14 protein-coding genes and 1 pseudogene are annotated in these 15851 nt (G+C 67.6%); 7 read left to right on the top strand and 8 right to left on the bottom strand.

Annotated features, from left to right (window positions below):
* Nucleotides 1-30 precede the first annotated feature (30 nt).
* The 4 genes from OHA70_RS02520 to OHA70_RS02535 all read left to right on the top strand — a co-directional run bounded on the left by OHA70_RS02520 (nucleotide 31) and on the right by OHA70_RS02535 (nucleotide 4063).
* The gene (locus OHA70_RS02520) at nucleotides 31-1425 is read left to right on the top strand and encodes an MFS transporter (protein ID WP_328328049.1); all 1395 of its coding nucleotides are present in this window, start codon (nucleotides 31-33) and stop codon (nucleotides 1423-1425) included.
* Nucleotides 1426-1439: 14 nt separating this feature from the next.
* Entirely contained in the window at nucleotides 1440-2018 is a 579-nt protein-coding gene (locus OHA70_RS02525; RefSeq protein ID WP_328328051.1) for a TetR family transcriptional regulator, read from the top strand.
* Between the two features lie 2 nt (nucleotides 2019-2020).
* Complete coding sequence (locus OHA70_RS02530; protein ID WP_328328053.1) at nucleotides 2021-3601, top strand: carboxylesterase/lipase family protein; 1581 nt, start codon at nucleotides 2021-2023, stop codon at nucleotides 3599-3601.
* Between the two features lie 174 nt (nucleotides 3602-3775).
* Nucleotides 3776-4063, top strand: a complete 288-nt coding sequence (locus OHA70_RS02535; RefSeq protein ID WP_328328055.1) for a 4a-hydroxytetrahydrobiopterin dehydratase — start codon at nucleotides 3776-3778, stop codon at nucleotides 4061-4063.
* A 57-nt stretch (nucleotides 4064-4120) separates the two neighbouring features.
* Here the strand turns inward: OHA70_RS02535 and OHA70_RS02540 are convergent, their stop codons facing one another.
* The 4 genes and pseudogenes from OHA70_RS02540 to OHA70_RS39750 form a co-directional block, all read right to left on the bottom strand.
* Complete coding sequence (locus OHA70_RS02540) at nucleotides 4121-4663, bottom strand: GNAT family N-acetyltransferase (protein WP_328328057.1); 543 nt, start codon at nucleotides 4661-4663, stop codon at nucleotides 4121-4123.
* 10 nt (nucleotides 4664-4673) lie between these two features.
* Complete coding sequence (locus OHA70_RS02545) at nucleotides 4674-5021, bottom strand: VOC family protein (protein ID WP_328328058.1); 348 nt, start codon at nucleotides 5019-5021, stop codon at nucleotides 4674-4676.
* Nucleotides 5022-5066: 45 nt separating this feature from the next.
* On the bottom strand, nucleotides 5067-5435 hold the full coding sequence (locus OHA70_RS02550) for a helix-turn-helix domain-containing protein (RefSeq protein ID WP_328328060.1): 369 nt from the start codon (nucleotides 5433-5435) through the stop codon (nucleotides 5067-5069).
* Nucleotides 5436-5521: 86 nt separating this feature from the next.
* Nucleotides 5522-5812: pseudogene (locus OHA70_RS39750) on the bottom strand (DUF6597 domain-containing transcriptional factor); the annotation flags it as partial.
* A gap of 93 nt (nucleotides 5813-5905) precedes the next feature.
* Between OHA70_RS39750 and OHA70_RS02555 the strand changes: the two are divergent.
* Nucleotides 5906-6733 (top strand): acyltransferase domain-containing protein, encoded by an 828-nt coding sequence (locus OHA70_RS02555; protein ID WP_328328062.1) that lies wholly within the window; start codon nucleotides 5906-5908, stop codon nucleotides 6731-6733.
* On the opposite strand, the gene OHA70_RS02560 is transcribed toward OHA70_RS02555, so the two are convergent.
* From OHA70_RS02560 to OHA70_RS02575, 4 genes are all read right to left on the bottom strand, one after another.
* On the bottom strand, nucleotides 6723-7904 hold the full coding sequence (locus OHA70_RS02560) for a hypothetical protein (protein WP_328328064.1): 1182 nt from the start codon (nucleotides 7902-7904) through the stop codon (nucleotides 6723-6725). The genes OHA70_RS02555 and OHA70_RS02560 overlap by 11 nt on opposite strands.
* Nucleotides 7905-7979: 75 nt before the next feature.
* Nucleotides 7980-8618: a DedA family protein gene (locus OHA70_RS02565; RefSeq protein ID WP_328328066.1), complete on the bottom strand. Its 639-nt coding sequence runs from the start codon at nucleotides 8616-8618 to the stop codon at nucleotides 7980-7982.
* A gap of 53 nt (nucleotides 8619-8671) precedes the next feature.
* Entirely contained in the window at nucleotides 8672-9643 is a 972-nt protein-coding gene (locus OHA70_RS02570) for a hypothetical protein (protein ID WP_328328068.1), read from the bottom strand.
* A 40-nt stretch (nucleotides 9644-9683) separates the two neighbouring features.
* Nucleotides 9684-12404 (bottom strand): helix-turn-helix transcriptional regulator, encoded by a 2721-nt coding sequence (locus OHA70_RS02575; RefSeq protein WP_328328070.1) that lies wholly within the window; start codon nucleotides 12402-12404, stop codon nucleotides 9684-9686.
* Nucleotides 12405-12496: 92 nt separating this feature from the next.
* On the opposite strand from OHA70_RS02575, the gene OHA70_RS02580 reads away from it, so the two are divergent.
* Together OHA70_RS02580 and OHA70_RS02585 are read left to right on the top strand one after the other, a co-directional pair.
* Nucleotides 12497-13564 (top strand): class I SAM-dependent methyltransferase, encoded by a 1068-nt coding sequence (locus OHA70_RS02580; RefSeq protein ID WP_328328072.1) that lies wholly within the window; start codon nucleotides 12497-12499, stop codon nucleotides 13562-13564.
* A gap of 55 nt (nucleotides 13565-13619) precedes the next feature.
* The gene (locus OHA70_RS02585) at nucleotides 13620-15839 is read left to right on the top strand and encodes an alpha/beta hydrolase (RefSeq protein ID WP_328328074.1); all 2220 of its coding nucleotides are present in this window, start codon (nucleotides 13620-13622) and stop codon (nucleotides 15837-15839) included.
* Nucleotides 15840-15851: the final 12 nt, after the last annotated feature.

A 15851-nucleotide genomic window follows, 5' to 3' on the forward strand; every position in this document is an offset into this window, starting at 1 on the left:
AAGCGCGCTTTAAGTCCAACGATGGGGGCCATGTCTGTGACCGAGGTCCCCACGAAACCGCCGCGCCTGTTCAGCGGGCCGCATCTCCCCCTCGTCTTCGGCGCCGTCGCCCTGGTGACGCTGAGCGCGTTCGAGAACCGGGCGGTGGGGACCGCGTTGCCGACGATGGTCCGGGAGTTCGACGCGCTCGGCCTGTTCGGGCTGGCGAGTGCGGCGCCCAATGCGAGCTACCTGGTCGCGCTCGCGATTGCCGGCCAGTGGAGTGATCGTCGCGGGCCGATCCCGACCCTGCGGGCAGGCGCGATCGCGTTCGCCCTCGCCCAACTGCTCGTCGGTACTGCGCAAGGCATGCCGATGGTGGTGGCCGGGCGGTTGCTGAGCGGGCTGGCGGAAGGGCTGCTCGACGTCGGATTGATGGTGCTCGTCGCCAGGGCGCTTCCCGCCGTACTGCGGCCGCGGATGTTCTCGTTGTTCGCGGCGATGTGGATCCTGCCGTCGGTGGTCGGGCCGGTGCTGACCGGGTTCGTGACCGAGCAGGTTGGCTGGCGATGGGTCTTCCTCGGCGCGGTCGTCCTGCTCGTGCCGAGTTGGTTCCTGCTCCAGCCTGCGATGCGGCTCGCCAGGCGGACGCCCGCGCCTGAGCGCAGTACGGAGGATGCTGCGGAGTTGGCCGCGTGGCGGGCGGCCATGCCGTGGGCGTTCGCGGCGTCCGTCGCGCTCTTCTCGATGACGCTGGCGGGCGATCATCTCGAGCGGCACCATCTCCTTGCAGGGTTGACGATTCTGGTCAGTTTGCTGGTGCTCGGCGCTGCGGCGGTACGGGTGATGCCTCGCGGCACCTTCGTACTCCGTCGCGGGTTCCCGTCGGTGGTCGCCGTCCGCGGGCTGACCGGCGCGGCCTTCGCGGGCACTGGCGCCTACCTGCCCCTGCTCCTGACTTTGCGCCACGACTTCAGCCCGTCGCGCGCGGGCATCACGCTCTCGATCACCGGCGTCAGCTGGGCGTTCGGCTCTTGGCTGCAAGGCCGCGAGCACGGCATCCAGCGCGTGACGGTACTCCGAACAGGCCTGACCGTGATGACCGTCGGGCTGGCCGGCACCTCCCTCCTAGCGTGGGCGGGCGACGTCATCTGGCCCGGCCTGATCGGCTGGATGATCTCGGGCATCGGCATGGGCCTCAGCTCGTCCAGCCTCTCGGTGCTCACTCTCGGACTGTCGGACGACAGCAACTCCGGCCGCAACGTCAGCGCCGCCCAGATGGCCGGCACGATGAGCATCGCCACGGCTCTCGCGGTCAGCGGAACCCTGCTCGCCCTCAACGCCGACGCCCCCGGCGCCTGGGTCTTCGGCGCCATCATCACCGCCAGCTCCGCCCTCGCGCTGGCGGCGCTGGCCACCGCCGCCAGGATCCGTTTGCTTGAGTAAGCTAAGGTTTGCTCATGCGAGCAAATCGGACTCTGACCGAGCAGGCGCGGCGGGCGCAGATCGTGACCGCGGCGATCGAGGTGATCGCGCGCGACGGGGCAGCGCAGGCGTCGTTCAAGTCGATCGCACAGGAAGCCGGGCTGAGTAGTACGGGGATGATCTCGTACCACTTCGCCGGCAAGCAGGAGCTGATCGCGGAGGTCGGCCGGGAGATCCTCGAGCGGTTCGGCGAGTTCGTCCTGGCCCGGACGAGCGGCGTCGAGGAGCCCGCTGCGATCCTCCGCGGTTTCGTCGAGGCCAACGTCGAGTTCCTCCGAACCCACCGCAGCCACGCCGCCACGCTGATCCGGATCAAGAGCGACCTCGCCCCGGTTGAACTGGCCCTCTCCGACCAGGCCGCCCTCGCCGCTGTCCTCCAGCAGGGACAGACCGACGGCGTACTACGAGACTTCGACCCCCAGTTGATGGCCGTGATGATCCTGTCGATCCGCGACGGCCTGGTCCGCCAGTTCGACCTCGACCCCGCCCTCGACCTCGACGCGGCAGCCGCGGAGTTCACCGCACTGGTCGACCTCGCGACCAGGAAGGCGTGACAATGCGACGTCTACTCGGACTAGGAGCCGTCCTGCTCCTGCTCACCGCCTGCAACAAAAACGCTGTACCAGGATCTGACACACTGGATCCGGTCGTCCGTACCGACGCCGGCGACGTCCGCGGCGTGGTGCACGACGACCACCGCGTCTTCAACGGCATCCCGTACGCCGCGCCGCCCGTCGGCGACCTGCGCTGGACCCCGCCCGCGCCAGTCAAGCCCTGGACCGGCGAGCGCGCAGCCATCAAGCCCGGCAGCCCATGCCCGCAGGTCAAGAGCGCCATCGCCGACCTGTCCAGCGACAACGAGGACTGCCTGTTCCTCAACCTGACCACGCCCCACAGCGCGTCCCCGCAGAACAAGAAGCCGGTGATGGTCTGGATCCACGGTGACGGCGCGATCGGCTCGGGCGACCAGTTCGACCCGACCCGGCTCGCGGTCGACGGCGACGTCGTGGTGATCACCTTCAACTACCGGCTCGGTGTCTTCGGCGCCTTCGGCCACCCCGAACTCGAGGACTCCGGCACGATCGGCCTCCAGGACCAGCGCGCCGTACTGCGCTGGGTCCAGCGCAACGTGGCCGCCTTCGGTGGCGACCCCGGCAATGTGACGCTCTTCGGTGTCTCGTACGGAGCGACCGCGACGGGTGCGCACCTAATGTCGTCGCTGTCGCGAGGGCTGTTCCACAAGGTGATCATGCAGAGCGGGTTCACCCTGATGGACCTGCCGGCCGGCGCGCTCTACCCCGGCATCCCCGCACTGCCGTGGCTCGGCTGGACCACAACGGCAGGCTCCGCTTCGCAAGGTCAGGCTCTCGCGAAGCAACTCGGGTGCGAGGACCTTGCCTGCCTGCGCAAGGTGCCCGTCGCGAAGATTCTCGCGGTGCCGCAGGTGATGAACATCTTCCAGGCGTACGCCCTCGGCAATGCTCAACTGCCTGCGGATCCGGCTCAAGCACTTGCCGACGGCAACTTTGCTGAGGTGCCCGTGTTGGCGGGGACGACGCGGGACGAGCACACCACCTTCGTCGCCTTCTTCCGTGAGTTGGCCGGGCAGCCGGTGACGGCCGCCGGGTATCCCGAGTTGCTCCGGACCGCGTTCGGCGCCGATGCGCAGAAGGTCTTGGCGGAGTACCCGTTGAAGGACTACCCGACGCCAGCGAGGGCTTGGGCGTCGGTGATCACGGACCGGATGTGGGCCCAGGCTCAGCTCCGGCAGAACCAGTTGCTCTCGGCGAAGAACCCGTTGTGGTTCTACGAGTTCGCCGATCGGGACGCTCCGACGGACATCCCGTTCCCGAAGGGGTTCGATCCGGGCGCTTGGCACGGCGGCGACGTCGGCTACCTGTTCCGGGACGCGGAGGGCGCGGCGGCGATGCGGCCCGACCAGGTCGCCCTGTCCGACACGATGATCGCGTACTGGACGAACTTCGCGCATCGCGGAGATCCCAACGGTTCCGGCGTACCGGAGTGGAAGCGATTCAGCACCCCGGACACCGTCCAGTCGCTGGCCCCCGGCAAGATCGCGCCGGTCGGCTACTCGGCCGAGCACCAACTGGAGTTCTGGCGGGGTCTGGGGCACTAGTGCCCCGAGTTCGAAGTTGTTTGACAGTGGGAGGTGTCCAGGTGCGTGCATCGCGGTGCTTGAGGAGCGTCCTCGATGCGGAGCATCGTGGATGATTCTCAAGTGCCGTGAGGTGCGTGCCTGGGCGCCTCCCACGTCAAAGAACTTCGGACTCGGGGCACTAGAGTGTCGGCTATGGCTGAGCTGCTGACGGATGACCAGATCGATGCCGCGTTGCGCGACCACCTGCCGGAGTGGAAGGTCGTGGACAACGCGCTGGTGCGCAGCGTGAAGAAGGACTCGTTCATGGACGGCATCCGGCTGGTCGCCACCGTCGCCCAGCTGGCCGAGTCGATGAACCACCACCCGGACATCGACATCCGCTACACCACGATCACCTTCAAGGTCACCAACCACGAGGCCGGCGGCCTCACGGACGACGACCTCGTCCTGGCCCGCCACATCGACACCGCCGCCGGCTGACCTCAGCCTGCTCAACCGAAGTCCAGCCCCAGCCGGTCAGCGCCGAGCTGCCGTCAGTCAGGTCGCGGGGTTGAGCTGTGCTGCGTCCGGCCATGCCATCCGCAGTCCGTTGGGAGTGCCGTTGAGCCGGTCCGGATCACCTCCAGGCGGAGCCACAGGCGCGGTCTCCACGCACTCGGCTCCGACCGCGACGTAGAACTGCTGCGCCGCGACGTTCTGCTCGAGCACCCACAGATACATCGCGTCGCCGCTCGCCTGATCAACCACGGCCTGCGCCGCACGCCCCAGCAACTGCCGGCCGATCCCGCCCCGCCGCCGGTCGTGCACCACATGCAGGTTGTCGACCAGACTCCCCCACACCGGGTCGAGATCGAACATCACATGGACGAACCCAACGAACTCGCCATCCTGCTCAGCAAGAATCGTCGCCGTACCACCCGGATCGATCAGCCGCTTCGACCACACCGACACCCGCTCCGCGACCAGCTCCCCATCGAGGAACGCATCGGCGAACGCCCCGCGATAATTCCGCCGCCAACTATCCGCGTGCAGCCCCGCAACCCGCTCCGCATCACCAGCACCCGCCGACCGAAACTCCACAGCCTCGATCCTATTGGCCTCTGAGCCCCACCAACGTGCCTTCCGGATCGCGGACATAGACAACCCGCCCCTGCCCAGGAATCTCCTGTACTTCGCCCGCCACGCTCCCACCGGCTTCCCGTACCGCAGTCAACGTCGCGTCAAGATCATCAACCTGAAGCCAAGCGATCGTCGCCTGCTCCTGGTACGCCCGCGCCATGATCGCCCCATCGATCCCCTCACCGGCACCCGTCGTCGCGACCAAGTACTCGTCGACGAACGGCGACGACTCGGTCTTCCACCCGAAGGCTTCGGCGTAGAAGGCAGCCGCCCGGGCAGTGTCCGTAGCGGTCAGCTCGACGTGAATGATGCGTCCCACAATGCTCTCCTCTGCTTCGACACTGGAAGCATCTCCCGGCGAGCATCAGCCGTCTTGGACAGATCTTCCATGCATCAACGCGGCGATCCCGTTCTGTACTGCGCGGAACGACGTCGCGCTGACCCCGGTGTAGCGCTTGAAGTCCCGAGCCGCATGCGCCTGGTCGTAGTACCCGTGCAACGCCGCGAGCACGGCGGTCGCATCAGCCGGTCCGTCCAGCAATCCGCCGACGAACCGGAAGTACCGGACGATCTCACCGAACTGCTTCGGCCCGATCCCCGTCGCTGCGACGAACACCCGGTAGAGGCTGCTGTACGAAACCCCGATGCTGTCAGCCAACTCACCGACAGCCGCCGACCCGCCACTGTCCTCGAGCAGAGCCACCGCCTGCGAGACCACCCCGACCCCACGCACCGGCCGAAGCTGCCCCTCCACGAAGTCCGCCAGCCTCGCCGCCCGCTCTGACCCAAACACACACTCGGCAGGCCGAGGGCGGCGATGCCCCACGGTTTCAGCTCGGCGCCTACATAGCTCGACATCCCGGTCTGACTGAGGACGTGCGGCCGCGTCATGATGCCGAACACCGCCGCATCGTTGACCCAGGTCGCGCCCCTCACCGGATCCTGCCGGGCCCCCGGCTCGGCCAGCGAAACGGCCAACCCCGGACGTCCGTTGGGGATCAGGATCTGCTGCTTAAGCTCCGTCGCCGAGCCCGGCATCTCGAGCATCCAGTAGTGCTCGACGACGTCGCGTTGGGCCGCCGGTGGCGGAAAGCGAAGGTACCCGGACACAGCGCAACGATAGGCCCGGACCCCTCGGTTTCTGTGCGCCGCTTGGCGAGAAATAGCGCGGACTCGTAACTATCCAACGACTACGGTTGGGCTGTGACCACCGTTGAGGAGTACCGACTGCTGGGTTTCACCGAGGCCGATCGGGAGGCCGCGGAGAAGTTCGAGGCTGACCCGGCCGTGGTCGAGGAGCTGGCCGGGCAGATCCGGGCCGCGATCGGGACGTTCCCGGCCGAGGGCGAGTCGGTCAAGATGCCGGACGACCCGCGGAACACGGTGGCGGCGCTGCTGGAGACGCTGCCCGACATCCGGCGGTACCACCAGCAGCGCGGCATCAGCGACGAGATCAGCTGGGCGACGCTGGCCGACCTGGGCAAGCAGTTGGACGTCCATCGGCGGACCTTCGGGGAGTACGGGCTGGCCACGCACTGGTGGATGGGGATCCACTGGACCGGGATGATCTTCGCGCTCGGTCGGCTGCAGTTCCTGCTCCACCAGGTGCCGGACGGCAATCCGGTACCCGGCACCGAGCCCGGCGAATGGGTGATCGGCGTCCACATTCCGGAGACGGGTCCGCTGACGCCCGAGGCGATCGACGACAGCTTCGCGCGGGCTCGTGAGTTCTTCCCGCGGATCTTCCCGGAGTACCCGGTGAAGACCGCGACTCTCGGCTCCTGGCTGCTCGATCCGTACCTGCTCGACAACCTGCCCCAGGACTCCAACATGGTCCGCTTCGGCCGCCGCTTCACCCCGTACGGCGAACCGCGGGACTCCCAGGACAGCGCGGTCTTCTTCACCTTCCGCAGCCACGACCTCGACCACCTGGACGACTTCCCCCAGGACACGACGCTGCAGCGCCTGATCGTCGCCCGGATCAAGGCCGGCGGCACCTGGCAGAACGCGTTCGGCTACCTCAAGCTTTAGGTACGCCGTACCGGGTCAGCCAACTCACTAGCTCGATGTTGGAGACGCAGCGGACGTCCGGTTGCGTGCAGGTCTCCTGGACGAAGCTGGTGAGCGCATCGGAGTACACGCTGTTGTTCCAGCGGTTGAAGTGGTTGCCGAGGAACAGCGGCGGGTTGCCGCCCGCACGGGAGCGGGCCAGCGCCATGCGGTAGGTAGCGAGCACCTGTGCCTTCAGTGCGGGCGCATGCGCGGCCGGAGCCTCGTGCGCCTCCGTCTGGCTGTACCAGAGGTTGTAGTCCATCGTCAGCGTGTTCTTGTGGGTGCCTGCGAGCTGCACGGACTGCAGTGGGAAGTTCCACAGCCCGTTCTCCTTCTTCGGCCACGCGATGTAGCCGGGCTCGGAGGCGTCGTACAGCATCCCGCGCTGCTTCATCACTGCCCGGTACGCCGGCCTGTTGCCCTCCAGGCACGGAGTCCGCATCCCCTTGACCGTACTCGGATCGAACGGCGGTGCCAGCGTCTTGCCCGCAGCCAGCGACGGCCCGTTGCGCACCATCGCGTCGAAGGCTGTCAGCTCGTTGGTCCACTGCGGGCCGGTCCAGCGGTCGATGCCGTCCTTGCCGCAGAAGTGCCCGTTGGCGTGCGTACCGATCTCATGGCCTTCGGCGATCGCCTGGCGCAGGACGACGGCCCGCCGCTGGATCTTGTCGGGATCACCCCAGCCGATGTCCGACGCGCCGGGCTTCTTGTACGGCGGCTTGTAGTTGGTCTTGCGTGATTGCGGGTAGAGGTACGGGCCGGACAGGAAGAACGTCATCCGGGCGTTGACCTGCTTGGCGATGGACCGCCAATGCGCCCACAACGGGAGATCGCCGGCGCCGTCGAACGAGATGACCACGAAGAGCGGCGGCTTGCCGTTCCGCAGCGTCTTCGGGAACCTCCGCGTGACCGGTGCGGCGGCCGGCGCCTTCACACCTGGAGTCAGCGTGGTCGAAGGATCCGGCGTCGCACTGGGAGTCTTGCTGGGTGGCTTGCTCGGGGTCTTCGAAGGAGGGTGGCCCGTGCTGGGCGGCTTGGTCGGGTTCTCCCCCGGACCGGCGCCTTCGAGCGGGACGTCGGCGCAGCCACCGACCAGTGCCGCCATCACGACGGTACAGGTCAGCAAACGCAGTACTGCGGGCCTCACCACGCCTCTACTGACGCACGAAAGGGCAACCGGGTTGGCCCCGGACACGCGCTCGCGCGGAAAGCAAACGGCTGATCGTTACCCGGCTGTGACCTTCGCCGCGGCCATCGCCTTGCGCTTCATCGCGATCCGGCGGGTCGTCTCGACCACCGTGCCGATCGTGAACGCCAGCCCGAGGCTGAACGCGAGCGCCTTGAGCGAGTCGTGCGCGAACGCACCGCCGCCCAGGTAGCCGAGCAACGCGACGTAGGTGTAGGCGATCGTGACCCCGGCGATGGTGAACAGGATGAACTTGCGGAACGAGTACGCCGTCGCGCCCGCCGTCAGCGTCGCGACCATCCGCGCGCCGGGGATGTAGCGCACCGTCATCAGGATCAGTCCGCCGCGCGAGTGCAGCGCCTTGGAGACCTTCTCGAAGATCCGTTGTCGCTTCTCCTGGCGCCGCATCCAGCGATGCAGGGCCGGCCCGGAGCCGCGGCCGAGGAGGTAGCAGACGGACTCGCCGATGACGGAGCCGACCATCGCGGCGACGATCACGAGCAACAGGTTCTGATGACCGGCCGCGGCCGCCATCCCCGCGGTGAGCACCAGGCCCTCGCTCGGTACGACCGGGAAGACAGCGTCGACGGTCGCGGCCACGAAGAGAACCAGGATCAGCCAATGCGATGCCGTGGCGATCCCGAGGAGGTGCCGAACGGCGTCCATCAACTCTGTCACCTCAGGAAGCATGCCATCAGATGTCAACCCCGACCCAATCGACGAAACCTGTCTCAGGCGGGGAAGTGCCAGGAATTCATCCGTAAGGACCACAGGGTTTCCAGTGGTGCGTCGGCGTACTCGCCCGGGTCGCCGTGCAGGGAACGCTCCCAGACCAGCGCGCGGGCGACCTTGCCGATCCAGCAGGCCAGGTCGAGTTCGGCGACCAGCTCGGCCGGATTCCCGAACACCTCCAGGTAGGCGTCGCGCGGCCGGAGTACCCGGTCGTCGTCCGGGCCGACTTCGAGCAGCTTGGTGAGTGCCAGCAACGGGACCAGCATGGTGCTGAACGAGTGCGCGAGCACGCTGTCACCCCAGTCATAGAAGCGCACAGCGTCGTCCGGGCCGCCGAGGATGTTGTTCGTGTGCAGGTCGTTGTGGTCGAGGCTGGCCCGATCGGACAGGTCGGCGCAGCGCGCGGCGAACTCAGTTCGCTGCCCGGCGATCCAGGCGTACCGCTCCTTGGCCTCTGCGTCACCCGCTGAATCGACGTACCGGCCGGTGGCCTCCAGCGCCTCGTCGAACCGCTGCGGCATCACGGCCGGTCGCATGTCGGTGACACCGGCAGCCAGGAGATCCTCGGCATGCGGCATCAGCTCGAGCTGCAGTTCGGCGTACTGCGGAAGTACTCGCGTCATCACCTCGGACAGGTCCCGGTCCCCCAACTGCTCGCGCAGCGTAGGGCCGCCATCCGGCAGGAGCACCCAGCCGCGCTCCACATCGACAGCGATCGGTTCCAGCACGAAGCGCGGTACGAGCATCGCCAGCAGCCGATAGAGCGGTACTTCGAAAGCCGTGTGCGGACCAGGAGCCTTCAGCCAGACCGGGCCGGCAGTCGTGTCGGCGCGCAGCACAGTCCCCCACGCCCGGACCCGCGGCTGAGCCAACTCGCCCACGCGCTGGGTGCCGGCAGCCGCCAGCTGTTCGTCGAGCCAGGCTTGTGCCTGACTGAGCCACTCGTCAGAGGTCCACGTCGCAGCATCCACAGTCGGACCATGCCATGCCCCGGCCCAGATCGCCCGGCAATTACCGGCCTCCACCCTGATCCCTGCTCTCGAGTACTGCAGCCAGCTCCGGGCGGGAGTGGATGCCTAGCTTCGTGTAGACCTTCCGCAGGTGGTACTCGACCGTCTTGGGACTCAGGAAGAGGCTGGCCGCAACACTGCGGATGCTCTGGCCACCAGCGAGCAGTAGTGCGATCTGCCGCTCTTGTGGAGTCAGGTCATCCGCAGTACTGGGCTCGCGACGGCGTGCTGTCTCCCCTGTCGCCTTGAGCTCCGCAGCAGCCTGGTCAGCCCAACCAGGTGCGCCTAGCCGGTCGAAGGCCGCTACTGCTTCCCGTAGCTGCCCTCGGGCGTCCACTCTCCTTCTAGCCCTGCGCAGCCAGCCGCCATAGGCGAGGCGAGTGCGTGCGGTCTGGAAGACGTCCAGTGTCCGCGCATGCCACTCCAACGCCTCCTCGAACCGGTGCTCGTCATCCTCAACCAGCCCGAGCACCCGAGCAGCGCGCGCCTGTGCCCACGGCTGCCCTTTCTCCCCGGCCCGCACAGCGAATGCCCTTGCCACCCTTGTTGCTTCGTCGGCTCTCCCAAGTCGCAGGTAGACCTCCACCAACTCGGGCGCCGGCGACAGGTCGGGGTCCAGCACCCCCAGCGAAGCCAGTACCTCCGCCAAGCGCTCGTACTGCGGTAGCGCCTGCTGCGGATCGCCTTTGCCCAGCTCGAGATCGCCTAGCGCGAACAGCGCCCAGACCAGCCCGAGATGGATCTGCCGTTCCGCGCAGATCTCCATCGCTTCGGTCGCATTCGCCCGGCACTCCTTCTCGCGGCCTTGGTGGGCCGACAGCCACGCCAGGCCGGCCAGGTTGATCGCGAGCTCGGTCGTCTGCCCGGTCTCCCGGCTCAGCCGGACCCCTTCGTCGTACGACGTCGCTGCGTCGGCCCAGCGGTCGGTGGTGGCGTCGTCACGCGCCAAGTGGAAGAGCACGCCAGGTAGTACTCCTACTGCGACCTGGTCACGGCGTTCCCGCATCGCCTCTTCGATCAGTGCGCGGCCGGTGCCTGTCTCGCGCAGGAAGAGCGGCGCGAGCATCATCCAGATCTGCCGTCGCCTGTCGTGGTCCAGGGCGACCGATGGTGCCAGCGCGATGGCTTGGCGGATCTCCTCCGTACCACCGCTGCCCCCGAGTACCTTGGCGATGCCGCTGGCGAGTAGGCCGATGACACGGGTGCCTGGGCGCTCGACCTGCGGCAGTAGCTCGGTCAGGCCGGCTCCGGCCTTCAGCGCTGTCGATGCGTCGCCTAGACGGAAGCAGGCGCTCACTACGTCCGCGAGGAGGCCTACCGCTGCTTCCGGGTCGGTGGTCTCAGCTGCTGCGGCCATGAGGATGTCGCGGGCGCGTGCTGGGGATCCGCACTTCACTGCGATGTCGCCGCGCAACTCGTCCGCGTGGGTACGGACGGGTCCGGGCGGATCGAGGGTCAGCGCCTCGTTGAGGAGGTCGTCGGCCCGCTCGGCGATACCAGCGAACCAAGCAGCCTGACCGGCCGCTACCAGCCGCAGGGCGCGTGCGTTCGTAGTACCGGTGAGGCGGGCGGAGCGTTCGTAGGCGGTTGCTGCGACTGCATGTGCTCCTCTGTCGACGGCGTGGTCGCCTGCTAGCTCCAGTGCTGCGGCTACTGCGTCGTCTGTACCGAGCACTGTCTCGGAAAGATGCCAGGCGCGGCGGTCGGCATCCTGTACTGCGTTGGCCACCGCTAGGTGCACTGCTCGACGGTGTGCGGGCTCGGCGCTCGCGTAGATGGCCGAGCGGACCAGAGGGTGTCTGAACTCGACTCGTCCGTCCTTGAGGTGGATGAGGCCGGCCTGCTCGCCTTCAGCCAGTACTGCGATGTCTACCTCAAGGTCAGCGCAGGCTTTCGCTACCACTCCCAGGTCGCCGTCTTCCATGGAGGCGACGAGCAGTGCGCGCTGTGCTGCATCGCTGAGCTTGTCAGCCCTTGCAGTAAAGGCTTCTGCGAGCAGTGCTGGTACGGGCACCGGCACACCGGGCGGTACCCGCTGCAGTTGCTCTGGATCCCTGGCCAGCTCCAAGAGCGCCAACGGATTCCCTGCCACGGTCCGATGCAGACTCGCCACCAGATCCACGGGCAACCCACCCACCAACTCGTGCGCCGCCGCCAGCCCCACCCCGCTCAACCGCAGCTCCGGCAGATCCGCCTGAGCCAGCGGATGCGGCTCCCCCGACCGCGCCGCGATCACCAGCCCGATCGGATCCGCCACCAACCGCCGAGCCGCAAACAAGATCGCCTCCGCCGACGGCAGATCCACCCACTGCGCATCATCCACCAACACCACCACCGGCGCCCCCTCGGCGTATCGGCAAACCAGGCTCAACACAGCAGCCCCCACAGCAAATCGCTCCTCTGGACTTGTATGTACCGAGGTCGTCCGCAGGGCAAGAGCAGCCGCCAGCGCATCCCGTTGGGGAGCTGGGATGCGAGGTAGTTCTCCCAGTGCTGGGCGGAGGAGTTGGAGGAGGGTGCCGAAGGGGAGTTCTTGTTCTGCTTCGGTGCCTTGGGCTGTGAGGACGCGCAGACCTGCGGCGAGCATCGCCGTCTCTGTCACGAGAGCTGTCTTGCCGATCCCCGGTTCCCCGGTGATCAGCAGTACCCCGCTGGATCCCACCCGCGCCCCCGCGACCAGCCGTTCGATCGCCCGCCGCTCGGTGTCCCGCCCGATCAGCATGTCTGGCAGTACACACCAGGTGGGCCACCTGATGCGAGGGGGTTACGACGACTTCTAGGTTCGCAGTACAGATCCAGGGAGGGAACTGAGAGATGACCACAGTTGCGATCGACATGGACAAGCTGATGGCCTTCGTGGGCCAGGCAGTGGGCGAGGTGGGCGCGACACTCAACGCTGCGCTCGTGGTGATGGGGGACCGCCTCGGCTACTACCACGCACTAGCGGACGGCGGTCCGACCACACCGGCCGAGCTGGCGGAGAAGACGAGCACCAGCGAGCACTACGCCCGCGAATGGCTCAACGCCCAAGCAGCAGGCGGTTTCGTCGAGTACGACCCGAGCACAAGCAAGTACCTACTGCCACCGGAGCAGGCAGTAGCCCTCACGGACGAGACCAGCCCGGCATTCCTGCCCGGCTTCTTCCAGATCGCTCTCGGCACCGTGCAGCACACCACCGAGACGATCGAGGCCGCCCGCAGCGGCGCAGGGATCGGCTGGCACGAGCACAACTCCGACGTACACCTGGGCTGCGAGCGCTTCTTCCGCCCCGGCTACAACGCCAACCTGATCGCCGGCTGGCTGCCCGCGCTCGACGACGTGGTGCAGAAGCTGCAGACGGGAGCCCGGGTGGCCGACATCGGCTGCGGGCACGGCGCCTCGACCATCCTGATGGCACAGGCGTTCCCGCAGTCCACCTTCTTCGGCTCGGACTACCACCCGGAGTCGATCGAGACGGCTCGCCAGCGCGCGGCCGAGGCGGGGGTCTCGGATCGCGTGACGTTCGAGGTCGCGGCAGCGACGAAGTACAGCGGAAGCGGGTACGACCTGGTGACGACGTTCGACGCGCTGCACGACATGGGCGACCCGGTCGGCGCTGCCAAGCACGTGCGCGAGTCGCTGGCGTCCGACGGCACCTGGATGGTCGTCGAGCCGATGGCAGGCGACCGCGTCGAGGACAACCTCAACCCGGTCGGCCGCGCGTACTACGGCTTCTCCACGCTGCTCTGTACTCCGGCTTCGCTGTCCCAGGACGTCGGCCTGGCCCTCGGAACGCAGGCGGGGCCGGCCCGGATCCACGACGTCACCACCGCGGCCGGCTTCACCCGGTTCCGTACCGCCGCCGAGACCCCGTTCAACCTGGTCTTCGAGGTCCGCCCCTGAGACAGTGCCGAGGTGGGGGAATGTACTGACAGGCAAGGCCTTGGGGGTTAGGCAGATGGAACCGGAGCGTCCCGCTCGACCGGCAGACCACGTGGGGACGGTCGAGCGGGGCGGGGTGACGATCGCGTACCACGTGTGGGACGGACCGACGCCTGAGCAGGGGTGGGACGGGCCGATGCCCGGGCAGGGGGACGACGGGCCCGCCGTCGAGAGGGGGAACGGCGGGCCCACGGTCGTGCTGATGCCGACCTGGTCGATCGTGCCGTCCCGGATGTGGAAGGCACAGGTGCCGTACCTGGCCAGGCACTTCCGGGTGATCACCTTCGACGGCCGCGGCTCCGGCGCTTCCAGCAAGCCGGTAGGAGCCGCGGCGTACGCCGAAGCGGAGTACGTGGCCGACACCCTCGCAGTACTCGATGCTGCCGGGGTTGCGGAGTGTGTGCTGGTCGGCTTCTCCCGTGGTGTTCCGTGGGCCCTGCAGGTGGCCGCGGCTCAACCGGATCGGGTGCGGGGCGTCGTGTGCGTGGGCAGCGCACCCGGTCTCGTCCCGGACCCGAAGGGCTTGTGGGGCAAGCGCCAACCGACTGACGAGGGGTGGGCGAAGTACAACCGCTACTACTGGCAGGAGGGCGGCTACGGGGACTTCATCGGGTTCTTCTTCGGACAGGTCTTCAGTGAGCCGCACTCCACCAAGCAGATCGAGGACGGCATCCGCTGGGGCCTGCAGATCGGCCCCGACCGCCTGGTCGACACAGAAGCCGCCCGCCAAGCCCAGCAGCCGTCTCTTCCGCCGGTGCAGTGCCCGGTACTCATAGTCCACGGCTCCGACGACACAGTACGTCCGCTAGCCGAGGCCCAACGCCTTGCCGAACTGACCGGCGGCACCCTGGTCACCATCGAAGGCGCTGCCCACGCCCCGCACGCCCGAGACCCAGTCTTCTTCAACCGCCTCCTCAAAGACTTCATCACCACCAACCACCCATCCCGCCAGGCGAGCGCAGCCGCACGCCAGCCGGGGCTCGCCGCTGCGGGCCAGCCGGCGCGGCGCACCTGGGTTCGTGCGCTCAACCGCCCTCGCCGAGCCCTTTATCTCTCGTCACCGATCGGACTCGGCCATGCGAAGCGCGATCTCGCCATCGCCCGCGAGCTCCGCCTACTGCGCCCTGAGCTGCAGATCGACTGGCTCGCGCAACATCCGGTGACCAGAGTGCTGCACGATGCCGGCGAAATATTGCACCCAGCATCCTTGCTACTGATCAGCGAAGCCGCGCACGTCGACTTCGAGGCAGACGACCACGACCTGCACGCGTTCCAGGCGATCCGCCGGATGGACGAGATCCTGGTCGCGAACTTCCTCACCTTCGCCGACATCGTCGACGACCAGTACTACGACCTGGTGATCGCCGACGAGGCCTGGGAGGTCGACTACTTCCTGCACGAGAACCCGGAGCTCAAGCACTTCAGCTACGCCTGGCTCACCGACTTCATCGGCTGGCTCCCGATGCCCGAGGGCGGCACCGCCGAAGCCGCCCTGACCGCCGACTACAACGCCGAGATGCTCGAACACCGGGCCCGCTATCCCCGCCTCCGCGACCACTCGCTCTTCGTCGGCGACCCAGAAGACATCGTCACCACCACCTTCGGCTCCGGCCTCCCCTCGATCCGCGACTGGGCCACCACCAACTACACCTTCACCGGCTACATCAACGGCACGGCACCGAGCTCTCCCGCGGCCACAGGAGGCGGGCGCGAGGAGTTGGGGTATCGCAGCAATCAACTGCTGTGCGTGGTCAGCGTCGGTGGATCAGCGGCCGGCCAGGCTCTGCTCCACCGGGTGCTGGACGCAGTACCGCTGGCCCGTCGCCTGGTCTCCGGTCTGGAGTTCGTGTTCGTCACCGGCCCCCGCATCGACCCAGCCGACCTACCGCCAACCGAAGGCGTCACCATCCACGGCTATCTACCGGACCTGAACCAGCACCTGGCAGTGGCCGACCTCGCCATCACCCAAGGCGGTCTATCCACCTGCATGGAGCTGACAGCACTCCGCATCCCCTTCATCTACGTCCCTCTCGAGCACCACTTCGAGCAGAACTTCCACGTCCGTACCCGCCTCGAGCGCCACAACGCCGGCCACCACCTGCCCTACGCGGCAGCCAGCAACCCACAACTCCTCGCCGAGGCGATCGCCAAACAGCTGACCCAGCCAGTCGACTACCTCGAGATCCCCACCGACGGCGCCACCCGCGCCGCCACCCTGCTCAACCAGCTTCTCTGAGCGCCTTGACAT

It is taken from the genome of Kribbella sp. NBC_00382 (genome assembly GCF_036067295.1).
Classification (GTDB): Bacteria; Actinomycetota; Actinomycetes; order Propionibacteriales; family Kribbellaceae; genus Kribbella.